Annotated in this window: 16 protein-coding genes; 6 read left to right on the top strand and 10 right to left on the bottom strand. The window is 49.3% G+C overall.

Translation table 11 applies throughout. The annotated features are described in order from the left end of the window. Positions 1-3 precede the first annotated feature (3 nt). From M0R47_RS06225 to M0R47_RS06200, 6 genes are all read left to right on the top strand, one after another. Positions 4-1,335, top strand: coding sequence for a DUF58 domain-containing protein (locus M0R47_RS06225; protein WP_292551889.1), 1,332 nt, complete (start codon positions 4-6; stop codon positions 1,333-1,335). Then, positions 1,332-3,290, top strand: a complete 1,959-nt coding sequence (locus M0R47_RS06220) for a transglutaminase-like domain-containing protein (protein ID WP_292551886.1) — start codon at positions 1,332-1,334, stop codon at positions 3,288-3,290. Before M0R47_RS06225 ends, M0R47_RS06220 begins: the two co-directional genes overlap by 4 nt. Positions 3,291-3,348: 58 nt before the next feature. Continuing rightward, positions 3,349-4,077 carry an arginyltransferase gene (locus M0R47_RS06215; protein WP_292551884.1) on the top strand — a complete coding sequence of 243 codons (729 nt, stop codon included), beginning with the start codon at positions 3,349-3,351 and terminating at the stop codon, positions 4,075-4,077. After that, entirely contained in the window at positions 4,070-4,330 is a 261-nt protein-coding gene (locus M0R47_RS06210; RefSeq protein ID WP_292551881.1) for a DUF5062 family protein, read from the top strand. The genes M0R47_RS06215 and M0R47_RS06210 overlap by 8 nt, the downstream gene beginning before the upstream one ends. 43 nt (positions 4,331-4,373) lie before the next feature. Further along, positions 4,374-5,387 carry a Gfo/Idh/MocA family oxidoreductase gene (locus M0R47_RS06205; RefSeq protein ID WP_292551878.1) on the top strand — a complete coding sequence of 338 codons (1,014 nt, stop codon included), beginning with the start codon at positions 4,374-4,376 and terminating at the stop codon, positions 5,385-5,387. A gap of 166 nt (positions 5,388-5,553) precedes the next feature. After that, a complete protein-coding gene (locus tag M0R47_RS06200; protein WP_292551875.1) occupies positions 5,554-5,739 on the top strand; it encodes a DUF6726 family protein in 186 nt (61 codons plus the stop codon). 96 nt (positions 5,740-5,835) lie between these two features. On the opposite strand, the gene M0R47_RS06195 is transcribed toward M0R47_RS06200, so the two are convergent. From M0R47_RS06195 to fmt, 10 genes are all read right to left on the bottom strand, one after another. Next, the gene (locus tag M0R47_RS06195) at positions 5,836-7,458 is read right to left on the bottom strand and encodes a glycosyltransferase family 39 protein (RefSeq protein WP_292551872.1); all 1,623 of its coding nucleotides are present in this window, start codon (positions 7,456-7,458) and stop codon (positions 5,836-5,838) included. 6 nt (positions 7,459-7,464) lie between these two features. After that, complete coding sequence (locus M0R47_RS06190) at positions 7,465-7,743, bottom strand: lipid-A-disaccharide synthase N-terminal domain-containing protein (protein WP_292551869.1); 279 nt, start codon at positions 7,741-7,743, stop codon at positions 7,465-7,467. Continuing rightward, complete coding sequence (locus M0R47_RS06185; protein WP_292551867.1) at positions 7,736-8,467, bottom strand: glycosyltransferase family 2 protein; 732 nt, start codon at positions 8,465-8,467, stop codon at positions 7,736-7,738. Before M0R47_RS06185 ends, M0R47_RS06190 begins: the two co-directional genes overlap by 8 nt. Before the next feature lie 106 nt (positions 8,468-8,573). Next, a complete protein-coding gene (gene rpsI / locus M0R47_RS06180) occupies positions 8,574-8,969 on the bottom strand; it encodes a 30S ribosomal protein S9 (protein WP_292551865.1) in 396 nt (131 codons plus the stop codon). An 11-nt stretch (positions 8,970-8,980) separates the two neighbouring features. Then, positions 8,981-9,409, bottom strand: a complete 429-nt coding sequence (gene rplM / locus M0R47_RS06175; protein WP_292551862.1) for a 50S ribosomal protein L13 — start codon at positions 9,407-9,409, stop codon at positions 8,981-8,983. Between the two features lie 131 nt (positions 9,410-9,540). Beyond that, on the bottom strand, positions 9,541-10,902 hold the full coding sequence (locus M0R47_RS06170; protein ID WP_292551859.1) for a sigma-54 dependent transcriptional regulator: 1,362 nt from the start codon (positions 10,900-10,902) through the stop codon (positions 9,541-9,543). A gap of 15 nt (positions 10,903-10,917) precedes the next feature. Then, complete coding sequence (locus M0R47_RS06165; protein ID WP_292551856.1) at positions 10,918-13,065, bottom strand: ATP-binding protein; 2,148 nt, start codon at positions 13,063-13,065, stop codon at positions 10,918-10,920. Then, positions 13,047-13,631: a DUF4390 domain-containing protein gene (locus M0R47_RS06160; RefSeq protein ID WP_292551854.1), complete on the bottom strand. Its 585-nt coding sequence runs from the start codon at positions 13,629-13,631 to the stop codon at positions 13,047-13,049. The genes M0R47_RS06165 and M0R47_RS06160 overlap by 19 nt, the downstream gene beginning before the upstream one ends. Continuing rightward, positions 13,609-14,895 (bottom strand): 16S rRNA (cytosine(967)-C(5))-methyltransferase RsmB, encoded by a 1,287-nt coding sequence (rsmB, locus tag M0R47_RS06155; protein WP_292551852.1) that lies wholly within the window; start codon positions 14,893-14,895, stop codon positions 13,609-13,611. The genes M0R47_RS06160 and rsmB overlap by 23 nt, the downstream gene beginning before the upstream one ends. After that, on the bottom strand, positions 14,892-15,821 hold the full coding sequence (fmt, locus tag M0R47_RS06150; protein WP_292551849.1) for a methionyl-tRNA formyltransferase: 930 nt from the start codon (positions 15,819-15,821) through the stop codon (positions 14,892-14,894). The genes rsmB and fmt overlap by 4 nt, the downstream gene beginning before the upstream one ends.

Here is a 15,821-nt window from a genome sequence, read left to right as displayed (position 1 = left end):
ACGATGCGGCAAGGTTTTATGCTCAGGCAGTATCGCAGGGTTTATCGTTTCGATAACTGGATGCGGCAGCATTTTACCTTTACCGGCCACCTCGTTATTACTTTCATGGTTGCCGCCGCCGTTTTTGGCGTCAACACCCGGCAAAGCACTACTTATCAGTTGTTCGTATTTTTATTCGTGCTGCTGGCTTGCTCCTTTTTGAACAGCATGTTTAATGGACTCAAAGTGTCATTAACCCGCCGCTTGCCGCGTTACGGTATGGTCGGCGAGCCGCTGCGCTACAGCGTCACGCTGACTAATTTAACGCCGCGGACTTATGACCGTCTGGCGCTGTGCGAGCAGTTGTCGGAAACCCTGCCCGGCGCAATGCCATTACTTAAGTTTTATCGACTGGAAAAACAGCCGTGGTTCAAACAGGGCGTAAGCTTTCGACAATGGCTGCGCTATCTGGCCTATCGGCGCGGCGGCGTGATTGCCGAAACGGCCTTGCCTGAGCTGGCGCAAACGCCGCTACAGGTAAAGATCAGCTTTACCCCTACCCGGCGCGGCGCCCTCATTTTTGCCGACAGCTATCTGGCTAAACCGGATTTACTGGGCTTGTTCAGGCGTTTAATCGTGCTGAAAGCGCCTCAAAGCTGTCTGGTGCTGCCCAAACATTATCCGGTCAAGCCGCTAACGCTGCCCGGAAAGCGCAAATACCAAGCCGGCGGTGTGGCGCAGGCAAGTTCGGTCGGCAATTCCAGCGAGTTCATGTCGCTACGAGACTATCAACGCGGCGATCCCTTAAACAGCATCCACTGGAAGAGCTTCGCCAAACACGGCAAGCCGATCGTCAGGGAATATCAGGATGAATATTTTGTCCGCCGCGCGTTACTGCTGGACACCTTTGCCGGCGATGCGCCGGTTGAGCAATTTGAAGCGGCGGTGTCGGTGGCGGCCTCACTTGCGGCCAGTGAGCGGCAACATGAAGCCTTGCTGGATTTAATGTTTGTCGGCTTACAAGCCTATTGTTTTACCGCCGGGCGCGGTGTCGATCAGTTAGCGCATTTGCAGGAGATTCTGGCGGCGGTTCAACCCAGCCAACAAGGCACGTTTACCCAGTTACAGCAGGCCGTGTTAGCCAGAGCCGGATTGTGCAGCAGCTTGGTTTGCGTGCTGATGCATTGGGACCCGGCCCGGCAGGACTTTATCAAACAATTATCGGCTCGCGGTTTGCCCGCTACGGTATTTTTATTGCACGACGGCTCACTGACCCAACAGCAATGCGCGGATAAACCTGAATGTTTTTATCTGCTCGACTATCATCATCTGGCCGAACAACTGGCGGCGTTATGAATAAGAACATGCTGTTTTTATGCTTCAGTCTGCTGTCATGGGGATGGTTATCGCAAACCTGGCTGGCGACTTTTGTGTTGTTGCTTGTCATCGCTATCGGTAAATATAGTGAGTGGCGTTGGCGGATAAGCTCACGCCAGTTTTACCGTTGCGGCGATTTATCCGCGCTGCTGGTGATACTGCTGTTAATCGATGTGTATATTTTACAGCCCACCGATCGGCCTATTTTTGTGTTGCTAAAGTGGCTGCCGGTGGTGTTTGCGCCGACGTTATTTGCGCAATTGTTCAGCAACACTCAGACCTTGCCGTTAGCGGCTTTGCTTTATTCATTGCGCAAACCCGGATCAGCTGAAGAATTTGACTCCAACCCGCCTTATGCCTCGCTCTATAACAGGGAGTCCGGCGTTATCAGGCTGCTTAGAGAGATTGATTTCATCCTGCCTTATGCGGCTTTAACCGTGTTGAGCGCCGGAGCTGCCAATGTGCAATCGCCTGTTTATTTCATCATTGCCGCGACGCTGTTTACCGGCATTTTATGGTCGGTTCGGCCCAAGCATTCCCCGGTACCGCTATGGCTGTTATGCATCGGCTTGGCTGTTGCTGTGAGCCATTCCGGTTATCAGGGTTTAAAACGGTTAAGTGCAACATTCGAAGAAGAATCCCTTGAGTGGCTTGGCGACCGGCAAACCGATCCTTTTAAAGGGCAAACGTCTATCGGCGATGTCGGCGAGTTGAAATTATCCGACAAGATCCAATTCCGGGTAAGAGCCGATGGGCAATTGCTGCTGCATCAAGCCAGTTATGACTTGTATTTAGGCCACAACTGGACCGCTTCCACGCGGCTGTTTACGGCTAAAAATCCGGTATCCGAAAACGGCAAGTTACACAAACTGGAAATCCTGCAACAACTTGATCATCAATCTGTATTGGCGTTGCCGGATGGCACGGCGAAAATAACAGGACTCGATGACGCTGACCTGCAATACACCGAGCTGGGCGCGGTAAAAGCGAGCCTGCCGCCAAGATTTGCCCGCTATCAGGTTTTTTATACCGGCCAAAGAGCCGGCGCGCCAAGCCAATTGGACCTGCAAGTGCCTGAGCAGCATCTCGATTGGTTACAGCAGGTTCACGGTGAATTAAAAATGGAAGGACAACGGCCGGAAGCCATCGCCGAACGCATCAAAATCTATTTTCAGAGCAACTTTTTTTACAGTCTTTATTTAGGTAGTCAAACGGATTCCGATCTGGCCTTGAAAGACTTTATGCTAAAGCGCAAGTCCGGCCATTGCGAATATTTTGCTGTCGCCACCGTACTATTGCTCAGGCATTCGGGAATTCCCGCACGCCTGGCCAATGGCTATGCCATCAATGAATACGACAGTCGGCAAGGCTTATATATCGTTCGCAGCCGCCATGCCCATGCCTGGGCGATTGCCTATATAAACGGTGTATGGCAAGCTGTCGATTCTACGCCGTCGCAATGGCTGGCGATGGAAACAGAGCATGCCAGCCTGTGGCAGCCGCTCAACGACTGGTGGTCGAATTGCATGTTTTATTTTAGCCAATGGCAATTTCAACAGAATGCCGAACTGGAACTGCCCGCCTTATTGCTACCGGTTTTTCTGGCATGGTGGATATATTCCGCAAGGCAGAAACTAAACAGGAATGTACCGTTTACAAAAACAGCAGTGCTTAAAACTTCTTATCAGGGATTCGACTCCGAGTTTTACCTGATCGAGCAATGCTTGCAAAATACCGGCCAGGCCCGACGGCATAACGAAAGCATTCAGCAATGGGTTGGGCGTTTGCAAATACCGGCATTAAATCGGCTTTATAAATTGCATTATCGACTACGTTTTGACCCTGTCGGGCTTTCCGCCGAACAAAGACAGCTGTTACAGCAACAAGCAAAGGAGTGGACGGATGATTTCCAAAACAACGCAGCCAAGCATTAGCATTCTAGGGTAAGCTGTGCGTACTTTAGCTACATCGTGAACTGACAAAACGATTTTTATGACCTCTATCCCGCTATTGATTACCGCCCCGCATCCTTGCAGCTATTTGGAGGGTCAGCGGGCACAATCCGTGTATGTTGTTCCCTCTCTTGAAATTAATACCGCTATTTACTCGCAACTTAGTGCTTACGGTTTCAGGCGTAGCGGTGACGATGTTTATAGCCCGCATTGCGAACATTGTTCGCAATGCGTTCCGGTGCGCCTGCCCGTTGCGCAATTCAAACCCAATCGCAGGCAAAAGCGCTGTTTGCAAAAAAATCAACATACCACCGCTATAATCAAGCCCGCTGCCTTCGAACAAACCCATTACGATCTTTATTTACGCTATCAGAATCAACGCCATGCCGAGGGTAATATGGCAAGCTCCAGCCCCGATGAGTACATTGGATTTTTGGGTAGTTCATGGTGCAATACCGAATTTATAGAATTTTCCATTGCCGGCGAACTGGCCGCTGTGGCGGTCGTAGACCGCCTTGATAATGCTCTTTCGGCGGTTTATACCTTCTTTGACCCCAAGTTCTCCGACCATAGCCCCGGTGTTTATGCGGTGCTGTGGCAAATTCAATATGCGCAAGAACAAAGGCTGGAGTGGCTGTACCTTGGATTTTGGATTGCCGACTGCCAAAAAATGAACTATAAAAACCAATATCACCCCCTGCAAGGCTTGATTAACCAGCAGTGGGATTTTTTGAATACCGACAACCCAGTGGGAAACAACAATGGCTAAGTTAAAAAATGAATCTCAGCTGTTAAAAAAAGCGATGGAGGTTGCCGAAAAGTATGCGAAAAACCGCGGATACTCCGGATTTACTTCAACGGATTCGGCAAAGGATAAAACTGAATGCCTTTACCGTCTGCTGGTCAATGATCAACTTATCCAGCCGTTGGCGATTGACCAGGAAAACGGGGTGAATATGAAACATAAATTAGCATTATGGATAGCGCGGCAATTGCCTAAAGATCATCCACTCTTGAAATAAACTCAGCGACATAAGCAAAAAACATACACCGAAGGTAAATCTGATGAATAACAATAAAAAACTGCGTTGGGGCATTTTGGGAGCGGCGCGCGTCAATGAACGCTTAATGCCGGCCATCTTGGAAGCGTCCAATGCCGAGCTGGTCGCCATCGCCAGCCGCCGCCCCGGCGCCGCCCAGCAAACACTGGCACAGTACGGGCTGCAACAGCAGCAGGCGCGCTGCTATGACAACCTGGAAGCGCTACTTGATGATCCGGAAGTCGATGCCGTGTACCTGCCGCTTTCCAACGATGAGCATGCCGAGTGGACATTACGTGCCATCGAACAGGGCAAACATGTATTGTGCGAAAAGCCTATGGCGCTGGCTGTGGCCGACATCGAGGCCATTCAGGCCGCCGCACTGAGACATAAAGTCACGGTCATGGAAGGCTTCATGTACCGTTTCCACCCGCAACATGCCAGAGTGCGGGAATTGATCCAGTCGGGGCTGATCGGCGAAATCAGGTCAGTGCGGTCCAGCTATTCTTTCATGATGCGGCCTGAGCGAATGTATCGCTTGGCAAAGAACGTTGAAAACGGCGGCGGCGCGATGTGGGACATCGGTTGTTACGCGATTCATTCGGCGCGGATGTTTTTCGACGAGCCTGCTATCGCTGTTACAGCCATCGCCAAATATGTCGAGAGCGGAGCGGATGTGGCAACCAGCGGGATTATCGATTTCGGAGACGGAAAGTACGCGCATTTCGATTTCAGTTTTGAACGCGCAAGGCGTTGCGAGTATGAAATCGTCGGTACAAAGGGCGGTGTTAAATGCCATAACGTCTGGTGTATGCCCGGCGATGTGCCGATGATTTCATGGTGGACGGAAGGCGGCGAACCAAGCGAAGAATGGTTGCCAACGGCTAATCACTTCCGGCTGGAAATCGAGCATTTCAGCGATTGCGTATTAAGAGGCAAGGCTCCGGCACTTTCGCTGGACGATGCGAAAGCCAATTGCCAAGTCATCGTTGCCGCTTTGCAATCAGCGGCTATTGGACAACGAACCAAGCTGGGTTAGGCCAATACCTGAACGCGCCGGATCGATTTGATTTCTCACTCATTCAAAGAGCTTGGCATTGCAAAGCAAGTATGAAGATGCTTAATCGCAAATAAATATTGCACATGGCAATGGGTGGGAGCATTATCAAATATGTCTACTGAATATTTGCAAAAGAAGGTTAAAAATGAAGTTAAGAATTGTATTTTTATTAGTCACAACTATGATTTTACAAGGATGCGTATTAACTAAAATCGCTTCCGTACCCATGCGTTTAGGCGGAGCGGTTGTATCAATCGTACCGGGAGTTGGCAATACCGCTCATGATGCAATCGATGAAGCGGCTGAAACCGTGGATGATATTCCCATTTAAACGCTGAACGCTTTGATGAAACTTCAATGCATGGGTTGCCGGAAAGCGGGCAACCCATGCATACGGGCTTAAGCAGGAAGTCCGCATATTCATCATCTACGGTGTCAAAACAGCTCTAAGCCTAGGGTTCGCCAACAAATCCCGACATGAAAGCAAGCCGATATTCTGGCCCCTGAACGGATAATGATGATCGACTAACGACGGGGACAATGCCTCTTCATCCTGATAGGTCACTATGATATAACCGGACTGGTGTTGCCCAGCCCAGCCGTACAAAGAATCAATGTCCGGCACGACGGTAATTGCCTTTTTAAGACGCCCGGCAAATTGATATTGGCCGTGATATTTACCGCCGAAATACGCAATATCCCTATTTTCATCCATTAATTCGGCAATTTCCTGTGCAGCGGGCTGGGTATCGTAGCGCCCGTATTTAATCTCAAAAAAACCGCCGCAGACAGTGATTAATGCGATAGCCGAAGCTATACAAATATATAGAACCGAATCCTGCGCCCCTTTTGCCTTGGTTACGCCCAAAATTAACGCGCTAATAACCAGCAGAATTCCCCAGTCTACCGATATTGATGATAATTCGGTCTGCCAATGATACGTATCATTTAAAAGCAGCACTGCTATGAATATCGCACCCAGCAATCCGAAAACCGCCATCACAACACTGTGGGCTCGTTCCCAACGCTCAGGTTCCGTTATTTCATCCACGGCCCGCGCCAATATCAAAGCTACGGCTGGAACTAAAGGTAATAAATAATGGATGCGCTTGCCGCTGATCAGGGAAAACGCGATAAAAACCGGTAATGCCCAAGCCAGACAAAAGCGGATACCCGGATCCTGGTACGTGAGCTTGCGTAATCCGATCCACAAAGGTTTCCAAAGCAGCCACGGCAACAGCAATAAGGGCAAAATCTCTAAATACCACCACCATGGCAATTTATGCGCAAAAGACTCGACCAATCGCCCGCTGGTCTGGCCCAGGAAGATCGCATTTCTATAAGCGTCCCCACCTGCAATTCCGGCCGGTATTGCCCAACATAATGCGATGACGGCCCCAACCAAAATAGCGCCAACCAAACCAAAATACCAATGTTTCCAGCGAAAACAAGCCACTTTCAACCACCAGGGAGCCAACAGCGCGACAGGTAAGATATGCAGCAAGATCACTGGACCTTTGCTCAGAACACCACCACCTATGGCTATTCCTAACAGCGTCCAGTATTTTAATGACAAACCCGAATCCACGAGTTTTAGCAGACTGTAGATGCCTAATAGCGCAAAAAATGCCAGCATCATATCGAACATGGTCAATGTGCTGTAGACCATCCAGAAAAGCAATCCCAACAGCAGTACGGGGGTCAGCGCTTCAATCCGTTTGCGACCAGGCCATAAACTACGAGCCACTGCACCGGATAAAAATAGTATTGCCAGAGAAAAAAGCGGAGTAATTAACCGTAGCGACCAGTCATTGATACCAAACAGCCACCAGCTTAACTGCATCAGCCAGAATAACAAGGGGGGTTTATGGCTGTAGGTTTCCCCGTTTAAATAAGGGACGAGGAAATCATTTCTAAGCCACATTTCCCATGCCACGGCGGCGTAGCGGGTTTCATCGATAGGAAATAGCGGTCGGATATAAAGGCTAACGGCAGTTAACAGTCCCCATAAAAGAAAAACCCAAAGTCTGGCAGACAGCAATTGAGACATGGCGGGCTATTCAATGCTTAAGTTCTTACGCTCATGGACCACAAAATACAGATTCCGGAAATAAATAAGCAGGCCGGAAAGTTGTCCCACGATAAAAACCGGATCTTCCCGGTATACTGCATAAACCAGCAGGGTCACTCCGCCGCCAATGCTGAAATACCAGAAAGCGATAGGAAATACGCTTTTCTTCTCACGTTCGCTCTTAAGCCATTGCACTATGAATCGAGCCGAAAATAACGCCTGCCCTATAAAACCTATAATGAGCCAAATAATTTCTTTATCCACGTTCAACTTCGCTTGCCTCCGACAGCTTTGCCCGCTTTTTCAACCATATCACGCCTAATATATCGATAATCCCTACCCAAAGCCGATCCAACGTACCGTACTTCGAATGGCCATGTGTTCTGGATCTGTGATTGACCGGTTCGGATATCACCTGCCCTCCCGCTCTTAAAATCAAAGCGGGCAGAAACCGATGCATATGGTCAAAATACGGCAAGCTCAGGAATTCATCTCTTAAAAACACCTTTAAACCGCAACCGGTATCCGGTGTATTATCGTCCAATAGCCGGGAACGAACGCCGTTAGCCACTTTTGAAGAAAAAAGCCGCCAAGCGGAATCATGGCGATTGTTTCTCCATCCGGCTATCATCCATAAATTGCTGATGTTTTCTCTTTGCTGTATCAATGCTTCATATAATCGGGGAATGTCGGCTGGATCGTTTTGTCCATCGCCATCCAGTGTTGCGACAAAGGGGAATTTTGCAGCCTTTACTCCGGTATAAATAGCAGCGCTTTGTCCGCAGCTTCGCTGATGGCGAATTACTTTCAATGCGTTAACCTGCTGCAATTCCTGCTTCAAAACTTCAGCTGTATTGTCATTGCTGCCGTCATCAACATAGATAATCTCGTAGGCTTCGACTCCGCTCATAGCCCTGCCAACCTCTGCAATTAACGCACTAATATTATCGGCTTCATTATAAACAGGAATAATAATCGAGATCTTCACATCCCATCCTCCTTTGAGCATCCATAAAAAAGGGTCGCATCCGTAAGAATGCGACCCTTTATTTTCACATGAGTAACAACGCGAGCTACCACATGGAAGTAACCGATTAACGTTTTGAGTACTGTGGACGTTTTCTGGCTTTGTGTAAACCCACTTTTTTACGTTCTACAATACGCGAGTCGCGGGTAACAAAACCGGCTTTTCTAAGCGCTGGACGTAGGGCTTCATCGTATACCATTAACGCACGTGTCAGACCGTGACGAATAGCGCCAGCCTGACCTGATGGACCACCGCCTTTAACGATGACATTAATATCGAATTTGCCTTCCATATCAACACAACCTAATGGTTGACGAGAAACCATCTGATCAGTTTTACGACCGAAATAGTCTTCGATGGTTTTTTTGTTAATAGTGATTTTTCCGGTACCTGTTGTTGCATAAACACGTGCTATTGCACATTTACGACGACCTGTTCCGTAGTACTGAGCTGCTGCTACCATGATCTACCCGCTTATAATTCTAAAACTTGTGGCTGTTGAGCCTGATGATCGTGTTCAGGACCTGCATAAACTTTCAATTTCTTGAACATTGCACGACCCAGTGGATTGTTAGGTAACATTCCTTTAACTGCTGTAGTAAGAATACGATCAGGGAAAGTCTTTCTTAATTTTCCCAAGGTAACAGTCTTAAGATTACCGATATAACCTGTATGGTGCTGATACAATTTATCATTTTCTTTATTGCCGGTAACGCCTATCTTCTCTGCATTTACTACAATAATATAATCACCGGTATCAACATGCGGTGTGTATTCTGGTTTATGTTTACCGCGAAGGCGTAGCGCAATTTCAGAAGCAAGACGGCCAAGCGTCTTTCCTTCTGCATCGATCACGTACCAATCACGCTTAACTTCTGCTGGCTTTGCACTAAATGTTTTCATCGTTGCTTAGGCTTTCTGTTAAAGGCTCAATATAAAGAGCAAAATTCTACTAAAAAGTAACATATTTTTCAAGTTTATTTGTTTTCAGATGAAAAAGCACAGTTTTTTGAACCCTCCATCTCTTGTTTGAATTATAACTTAATATTCAATGAATGTAACTTGCGATAAAGATGTGTTCGCTCCATGCCCACTGCGGCTGACAATTTCGCAACACTGCCGCCGGTTCTTTCAAAATGGTACTCCAGGTAAGCTTTCTCGAAATGATCCCTGGCCTCTTTTAACGGTAAATTAAAAAATTCAGGTACCGCGTGGGAAGTCGGGGTGTCACTAATCACCGAACCCAGCGCCGCCTTCACCTCATCCATTTCTATATCTTCGCCAGCTCCCAGAATCATCAACCGTTGCACCAGGTTTTTCAATTCCCGCACATTGCCGCGCCAGCTGTAATTACGTAAGAAATTTTGCGCGGCCATGGAAAACTTTCGAAAAGGCAATCTATCCTGACTGACAAAATAATCGACATAAAAACTCAGCAATGCCGGCACATCTTCACTGTGCTCCCGAAGCGGCTGGATATCGAGCGAAACTTCATTAAGCAGATAATACAAGTCCTGTCGAAAACGTCCGGCCTTGACCTCCTCATCCAAGGCAATGCGAGTTGACGCCACAACCCGAACATCGACACGAACTGCCTCGCTACCGCCTACCCGCAGAAAAGAGCTGGACTCCAGGGCACCGAGCAACCTTAACTGGGTTTCCTTATCCATGCCGCAAATTTCACCTAAAAACAATGTCCCCTTGTGCGCTCTTTCCAACAAGCCGGGATAAACCTTGCCGGCATCTTCTTTTCCGAAAAACTCTACCGCCGAATTTTCCGGCGAGATACTGCTTACAGCCACATCCACAAAGGGGCCGTCCCGATGCGCGCTGTTGTTATGCAGATACCGGGCAAACATCTCCTTACCAACGCCAGCCTCACCGACAAACAAGACCCTGGCATCATGCTGAGCCAGACGCTTCAATTGATCCTTGAGCCTGGCAACGGTCGCACTCTTGCCAACCGGCTCAATATCGGTGTGCAACTGCTGCTTAAGCCCTGCATTTTCCATTTGCAGGCTGCTGGCTTCCAAAGCCCTTTCCACGATCAATAATAATTTTGCCAGAGACAACGGTTTCTCAAGAAAGTCATAAGCCCCCAGCCGGGTTGCCTCAACAGCGGCTTCGACGGAACCGTGCCCCGACATCATAATGACAGGACAAAGCATGATCTCTTCCGCAACCCATTCTTTCAATAAGGTAATGCCATCCGTATCCGGCATCCAGATATCGAGCAGGATTAAATCGGGAGCTTTAGATGCTTTTAACTGCCGGGCTGCACTGGCATTCTCGGCTGTAGCGACCTGATAGCCCTCATCCTCAAGAATTTCACAGACCAGCCGGCGAATGTCCGGCTCATCATCTACAACCAATATATGTGGTTTTTGTGCATTCATATTTTTTACGGCATCTCAAAAATTACACGCCGGAAGCTGAATGATGAATCCCGCTCCCACTTTTCGGCTGGTGTCGACCCATATCGCACCCCCATGTTCTTCAATTATTTTTTTAACTATAGCCAACCCCAGCCCGGTTCCCTTGGCTTTGGTGGTAACGTAAGGCTCAAAGATTTGTTCAATTTGCTCGTCTTTAATGCCCGGCCCGTCATCGTAAAGCGCTATTTCAATAAAATCGGTGTTATTTTTTTGCACCCGGCGCAGGCTTATTTCGATCAAGCCCTTGGTGTTTATCGCTTCCAACGCATTTTTTATCAAGTTGTGCAACACTTGCCTGATACTAACCGGATCGCCCTTAATCATCAACAAGCCGGTATCGTAGTCGGCTTTGAACTTGACTCCCGACCTTAGCGCATAAAGCGCTAACACCCCTTGGACCAGATGAGGCAAATCAATATCCACTGTCTGCTTTTTGGAAGGCTTGGCGTATTCCGAGAAATCATCCACCATTTCTTTCATCGCTTCAACCTGCTGCACGATGGTCGTGGTCGAGCGCTGTAACATATCCGCATCGCCGGCAGCCAACTTATCGGCCAGCTTATGCTGCAACCGTTCTGCCGATAATTGTATCGGCGTCAACGGATTCTTGATTTCATGAGCCAGACGCCTGGCGACCTCTCCCCATGCCGCATTTTTCTGCGCCTGAATCAAGTCGGTCACATCATCAAAAACCACTACCGCCCCGACCCGAAAACCTTCTTGGGAAAACAGTGGCGTACCTCTACACAACAACTCTTGCCGACCATTGGGGCCTAAAAAAGCAATCCGCTGCTGCCATATATCGTCGGCTTGCTCCAACAAGCGCTGAATGGATTTTAAAGGTTCGGCCAATTCCGCATAATTCTCGACCAGTTCCAGTAAAGTCCGCCCGACAAACTGATTCACATGAATATGGAAAATCCGGTAAGCCGCCTGATTTGCAGTACGTATTTTATGCTCCGCATCGAAACTGATCACGCCCGCCGTTAAATTCGCCAGTATCGTTTCCAGATAAGCCCGCTGATTCTCCACCTCAATACCGGCCATTCTGGTTTCGTCGCTGGCCCGGGCAATACGATGAGTCATTTCATTGAAGGACTCCACCAGAAAGCCCAGATCATCCTGAGCCATAACCGGCAACTCCTGGTCGTAATGCCCGGAAGCGACTGCCTGCGTGCCTTTGACCAGGGCTTTTACCGGGGCAACAATATTACGGATACTGATGAAAGCCACCCAAATGGCCGCCAGCAAGCTCATCAACAAAACCAGCGATAAGGCCAAAGAAAAGCTCAACTTTAACGAGTGCCTTAAAAAATGCATTTCCTGGTAACGCACAAAGGCAAATTCCACCGAATCGGCCAAGTCGGCAATTCTTACCGGTACCGGATATAACGCCTGTAAGTATTGCGGCTCCTTGGCTTTAACGGTAACGATCACCCGGATCATCAACTCATCATCGCGTACCGGCGTTAAAGCGACATACTCAGAATTCTGACGCAACTGTAACCACGTATGCTCATCCGGCAAACTCGGCAAAATATCGCCGGGATTGATGCTGCTAGAGGCAATAATCCTGCCCTGCCGGGAGAACAACGTCATCTCGGATGCCCCGGAAAGTTCGCGCAAATTCTCCATCTCCAGCGTTGCCTGCGTTTCTGACGACTCCACCAGCTTCGAGGTTAGTTGCTGAGTCTGCCGCAAATGCCAACGCATCCGTTGATCTAATGATGCCTGACTAAGCTCCAGGGCGTCTTCCATCGCCCGGTCTATTTCCACATTAAACCAGCTGTCGATGCCCTGATGCAGAAACTGCATCGAAAAATAAAACACAATAGCGGCGGGCGCCAAAGCCAGCACCACAAACAACGACACCATGCGCGTGGTTAACCTCGAGCCTGCCTCGCGTTTTTTTAACTGCCGCGCCAAGGAGTAAATATTAACGCCGACCAAGCCCAGCAACACCACCGATCCCAGCGCATTAACCAACAGCAGCCATGAATACATTGCGCTCAGTTCTGAAGATTCCTGAGTTGCCGAACTCATCAGCTGCAACAACAGCAAAATCAGGCCAAACAGAACCAATATAGACAAACTAATAGGGGGTTTTATTTTGTCAAAGGCCATAATGTCCAATCGCTGGATAAATACCATTGAGGATTAGTATAAGCAACCGGACGTAGCGGCAAAGGCAGCGCGTCCCGGTCTAGCGTTACTTTTATGCCGACAGCGTAACGTTCTTTCGAGGTATCAGCCGGCTTATCCATCAGGTGAAAATTATGTATCGTTGACATTAAATCCAATGCCGATGACAGCGTAGAAAAATTGTACAGCTCGCCGCTACCCTCATTTCTGACCCGGTACATATTCAGTAACGCATGATACTGAATGCGATAACGAATGCCGGTGTTGATCAGTGTTTTGTCCCAGAAGTAATCGCGATGCTGCTGAACCTTAATATGCGTATCCCAATACAACGGCACACCGTTTTGCAACGCCTCCATTGCCCTCGCACTGAGCTGATAATCGATATCCGCCGATACAACATAGCTGTTGCCTTGCAAAGTCATTTCGGCATTTTTCACCTCTACGCCAAACGCATCGGCATAGCTTAAAACAGGCAACAGCCATGCAAAAAGACAATATAGCAATGAATAGCAAAACGATGACTTACTGCTTGCTGATACGCGCATAATAAAACCCGTCCATTGCCGATTCACCGGTAAGAATCTGGCGCCCGCATGCCCCGGCAGCACCCCAGCCGGCATTTATAGGCAGTTCGACGGCATCGCTATGTTCGGCTAGAAAAGCTTTAACTTGCAGCTCATTTTCCTGCTTTAAAATGGAACAGGTTGCGTAGACCATAAGCCCGCCGGGCGCTAACAGCGGCCAGACAGCTTTCAGGATGGTTTGTTGCAAAGCCTGCAACTGCTGAATGTCTTCGGCTCTGCGTAATAATTTAATATCGGGGTGGCGGCGGATAACGCCTAATGCCGAACAGGGCGCATCCAGTAAAATCCGATCAAACCGCTTACCGTCCCACCAGCCTGACGGATTGGCGGCATCGCCAACCACCAGCGTGGCTTGCAATTTTAAGCGCTGGCAATTTTCGCCCACCCGCTGCATTCTGGACTCGTCTATATCGACCGCAACCAGTTCTTTTAGTTGCGGTTGGCTTTCAAGAATATGCGCAGCCTTGCCGCCCGGCGCAGCGCACACATCCAACACGCGCTGTCCCGGCTGGGCATCCAGCAACCCTGCGGCCAGCTGCGCGGCGGTATCCTGAACGGACACCAAGCCATCGGCAAAGCCGGGCAACATGTCTACCGGCACAGGTTTATCCAATCTAATTGCCGACGGGCAAAAGCTGATGGTTTCAGCCTCTATGCCCTGCCCAGTTAATAGCTGTAGATAGTGTTCGCGACTGACTTTCGCCAGATTGACCCGCAGCACCATAGGCGGCTGCAAGTTGTTTTCCAGGAAGATATTCAAGGCCTGCTCAGGCCAATCCCGCTCAATCTGCTTAATCAGCCAATCAGGATGACTCAAGGCCGCAACCTGAAATTTATCGGCTTTATGCTCAAGCCCTTCCTGCTCTCGCAGATAGGTTCTGAGCACCGCATTGATCAGCGACTTGGCCCACGGCTTTTTACGCGCCGCCAAAACCGTTTCGGACACTGCCGCATGAGGTTTTACCCGCATGTATTTGAGCTGGTACAAGCCCACCAAAGCCAGCGCCTTAACGTCGGCATCTTTCAGCGGCTTATCCAGCAACTGGCTTAAAATATAATCCAGCCGGTGATATTGCCTGCAAACGCCGTAGCATAACGCCTGAATGAAAGCCCGGTCTTTTCCCGACTCTACGGCTAAAAATGCATTATCCAAGGCGGCGGTTAAAGACTGCCCGTCCTGCAAAACACGGGACAGTACCCGTGCTGCGACTAGTCGTGTATTCAACCGAGTTTTACCCCGTTAACATCATGTGCACTCAAAAAAGCCTGAACCGGCATGCGTTTCCCCCCCGGCAACTGTACTTCCAGCAGCCGTAAAAAGCCTTTACCGGTTGCCACATCCATATGCTTATCGGCACACCGCACGACACCGGGCTCCAACTGTACGGATGAATCGTCATTGACTTCGACCGCTTGCCAGATGCGTAACACGTTGCCCTGATAAAGCGTTTGGGCAACCGGCCAGGCATTCAAACCCCTGACTTTCAGCGCTATTTGAGCAGCAGGTTGCGCCCAATCAATAAAGGCTTCGCTTTTTTCCAGTTTTTCGGCATAGGTCACCAGCGCCTCGTCTTGCGGCTCGGGGTGAAGGGTTCCTGCTTCGATTTGCTCCAGCACTTTGGCCAAGCCTATGGCGCCCAACGCACCCAATTTGTCATGCAAGCCGCTAGCGGTATCGGTCGCAGCAATCACGCATTCTTCCTTATGCAGCATGTCGCCGGCGTCCAGCTTGCGCACTATTTGCATAATGGTCACGCCGGTTTTTTCATCGCCCGCCATCAACGCCCGTTGAATAGGCGCGGCGCCGCGCCAGCGCGGCAATAATGAAGCATGTACATTGATGCAGCCCAATCTGGGCACATCCAGAACGGCTTGGGTTAAGATCATGCCGTAAGCGACCACCACCATCAAGTCGGCATTAAATGCACTGATCTGCTGCAAGTCCTCACTGGTTTTCATGGTAAGCGGCTGAAAAACGGGGATTCCGGCAGCTACGGCCAGTTCCTTGACCGGACTGGGCTGTAACTTGCGTCCCCTGCCCGCCGGACGATCGGGCTGGGTGTAAACGGCGCAAACTTCATGCTTCGAATCCAGCAACATCTGCAAACAAGGCACAGCAAACTCGGGAGTTCCCGCAAAAATAATCTTCAT

The organism is Methylobacter sp. (assembly GCF_023227905.1).
Lineage (GTDB): Bacteria > Pseudomonadota > Gammaproteobacteria > Methylococcales > Methylomonadaceae > Methylobacter_A.
Note: the sequence above shows the minus strand (reverse complement) of the source record. Positions and strands in the feature narration are given on the sequence as shown.

What these genes read in the sequence shown, in the direction of transcription:
- M0R47_RS06225 (WP_292551889.1), top strand. Translation starts at nt 4, where the DNA reads ATGCGGCAAGGTTTTATGCTCAGGCAGTATCGCAGGGTTTATCGTTTC.
- rplM (WP_292551862.1), bottom strand. Translation starts at nt 9,409, where the DNA reads ATGAAAACATTTAGTGCAAAGCCAGCAGAAGTTAAGCGTGATTGGTAC.
- M0R47_RS06165 (WP_292551856.1), bottom strand. Translation starts at nt 13,065, where the DNA reads ATGGCCTTTGACAAAATAAAACCCCCTATTAGTTTGTCTATATTGGTT.
- M0R47_RS06195 (WP_292551872.1), bottom strand. Translation starts at nt 7,458, where the DNA reads ATGTCTCAATTGCTGTCTGCCAGACTTTGGGTTTTTCTTTTATGGGGA.
- M0R47_RS06215 (WP_292551884.1), top strand. Translation starts at nt 3,349, where the DNA reads ATGACCTCTATCCCGCTATTGATTACCGCCCCGCATCCTTGCAGCTAT.
- M0R47_RS06170 (WP_292551859.1), bottom strand. Translation starts at nt 10,902, where the DNA reads ATGAATGCACAAAAACCACATATATTGGTTGTAGATGATGAGCCGGAC.
- M0R47_RS06220 (WP_292551886.1), top strand. Translation starts at nt 1,332, where the DNA reads ATGAATAAGAACATGCTGTTTTTATGCTTCAGTCTGCTGTCATGGGGA.
- rpsI (WP_292551865.1), bottom strand. Translation starts at nt 8,969, where the DNA reads ATGGTAGCAGCAGCTCAGTACTACGGAACAGGTCGTCGTAAATGTGCA.
- M0R47_RS06160 (WP_292551854.1), bottom strand. Translation starts at nt 13,631, where the DNA reads ATGCGCGTATCAGCAAGCAGTAAGTCATCGTTTTGCTATTCATTGCTA.
- M0R47_RS06210 (WP_292551881.1), top strand. Translation starts at nt 4,070, where the DNA reads ATGGCTAAGTTAAAAAATGAATCTCAGCTGTTAAAAAAAGCGATGGAG.
- fmt (WP_292551849.1), bottom strand. Translation starts at nt 15,821, where the DNA reads ATGAAGATTATTTTTGCGGGAACTCCCGAGTTTGCTGTGCCTTGTTTG.
- M0R47_RS06200 (WP_292551875.1), top strand. Translation starts at nt 5,554, where the DNA reads ATGAAGTTAAGAATTGTATTTTTATTAGTCACAACTATGATTTTACAA.
- M0R47_RS06205 (WP_292551878.1), top strand. Translation starts at nt 4,374, where the DNA reads ATGAATAACAATAAAAAACTGCGTTGGGGCATTTTGGGAGCGGCGCGC.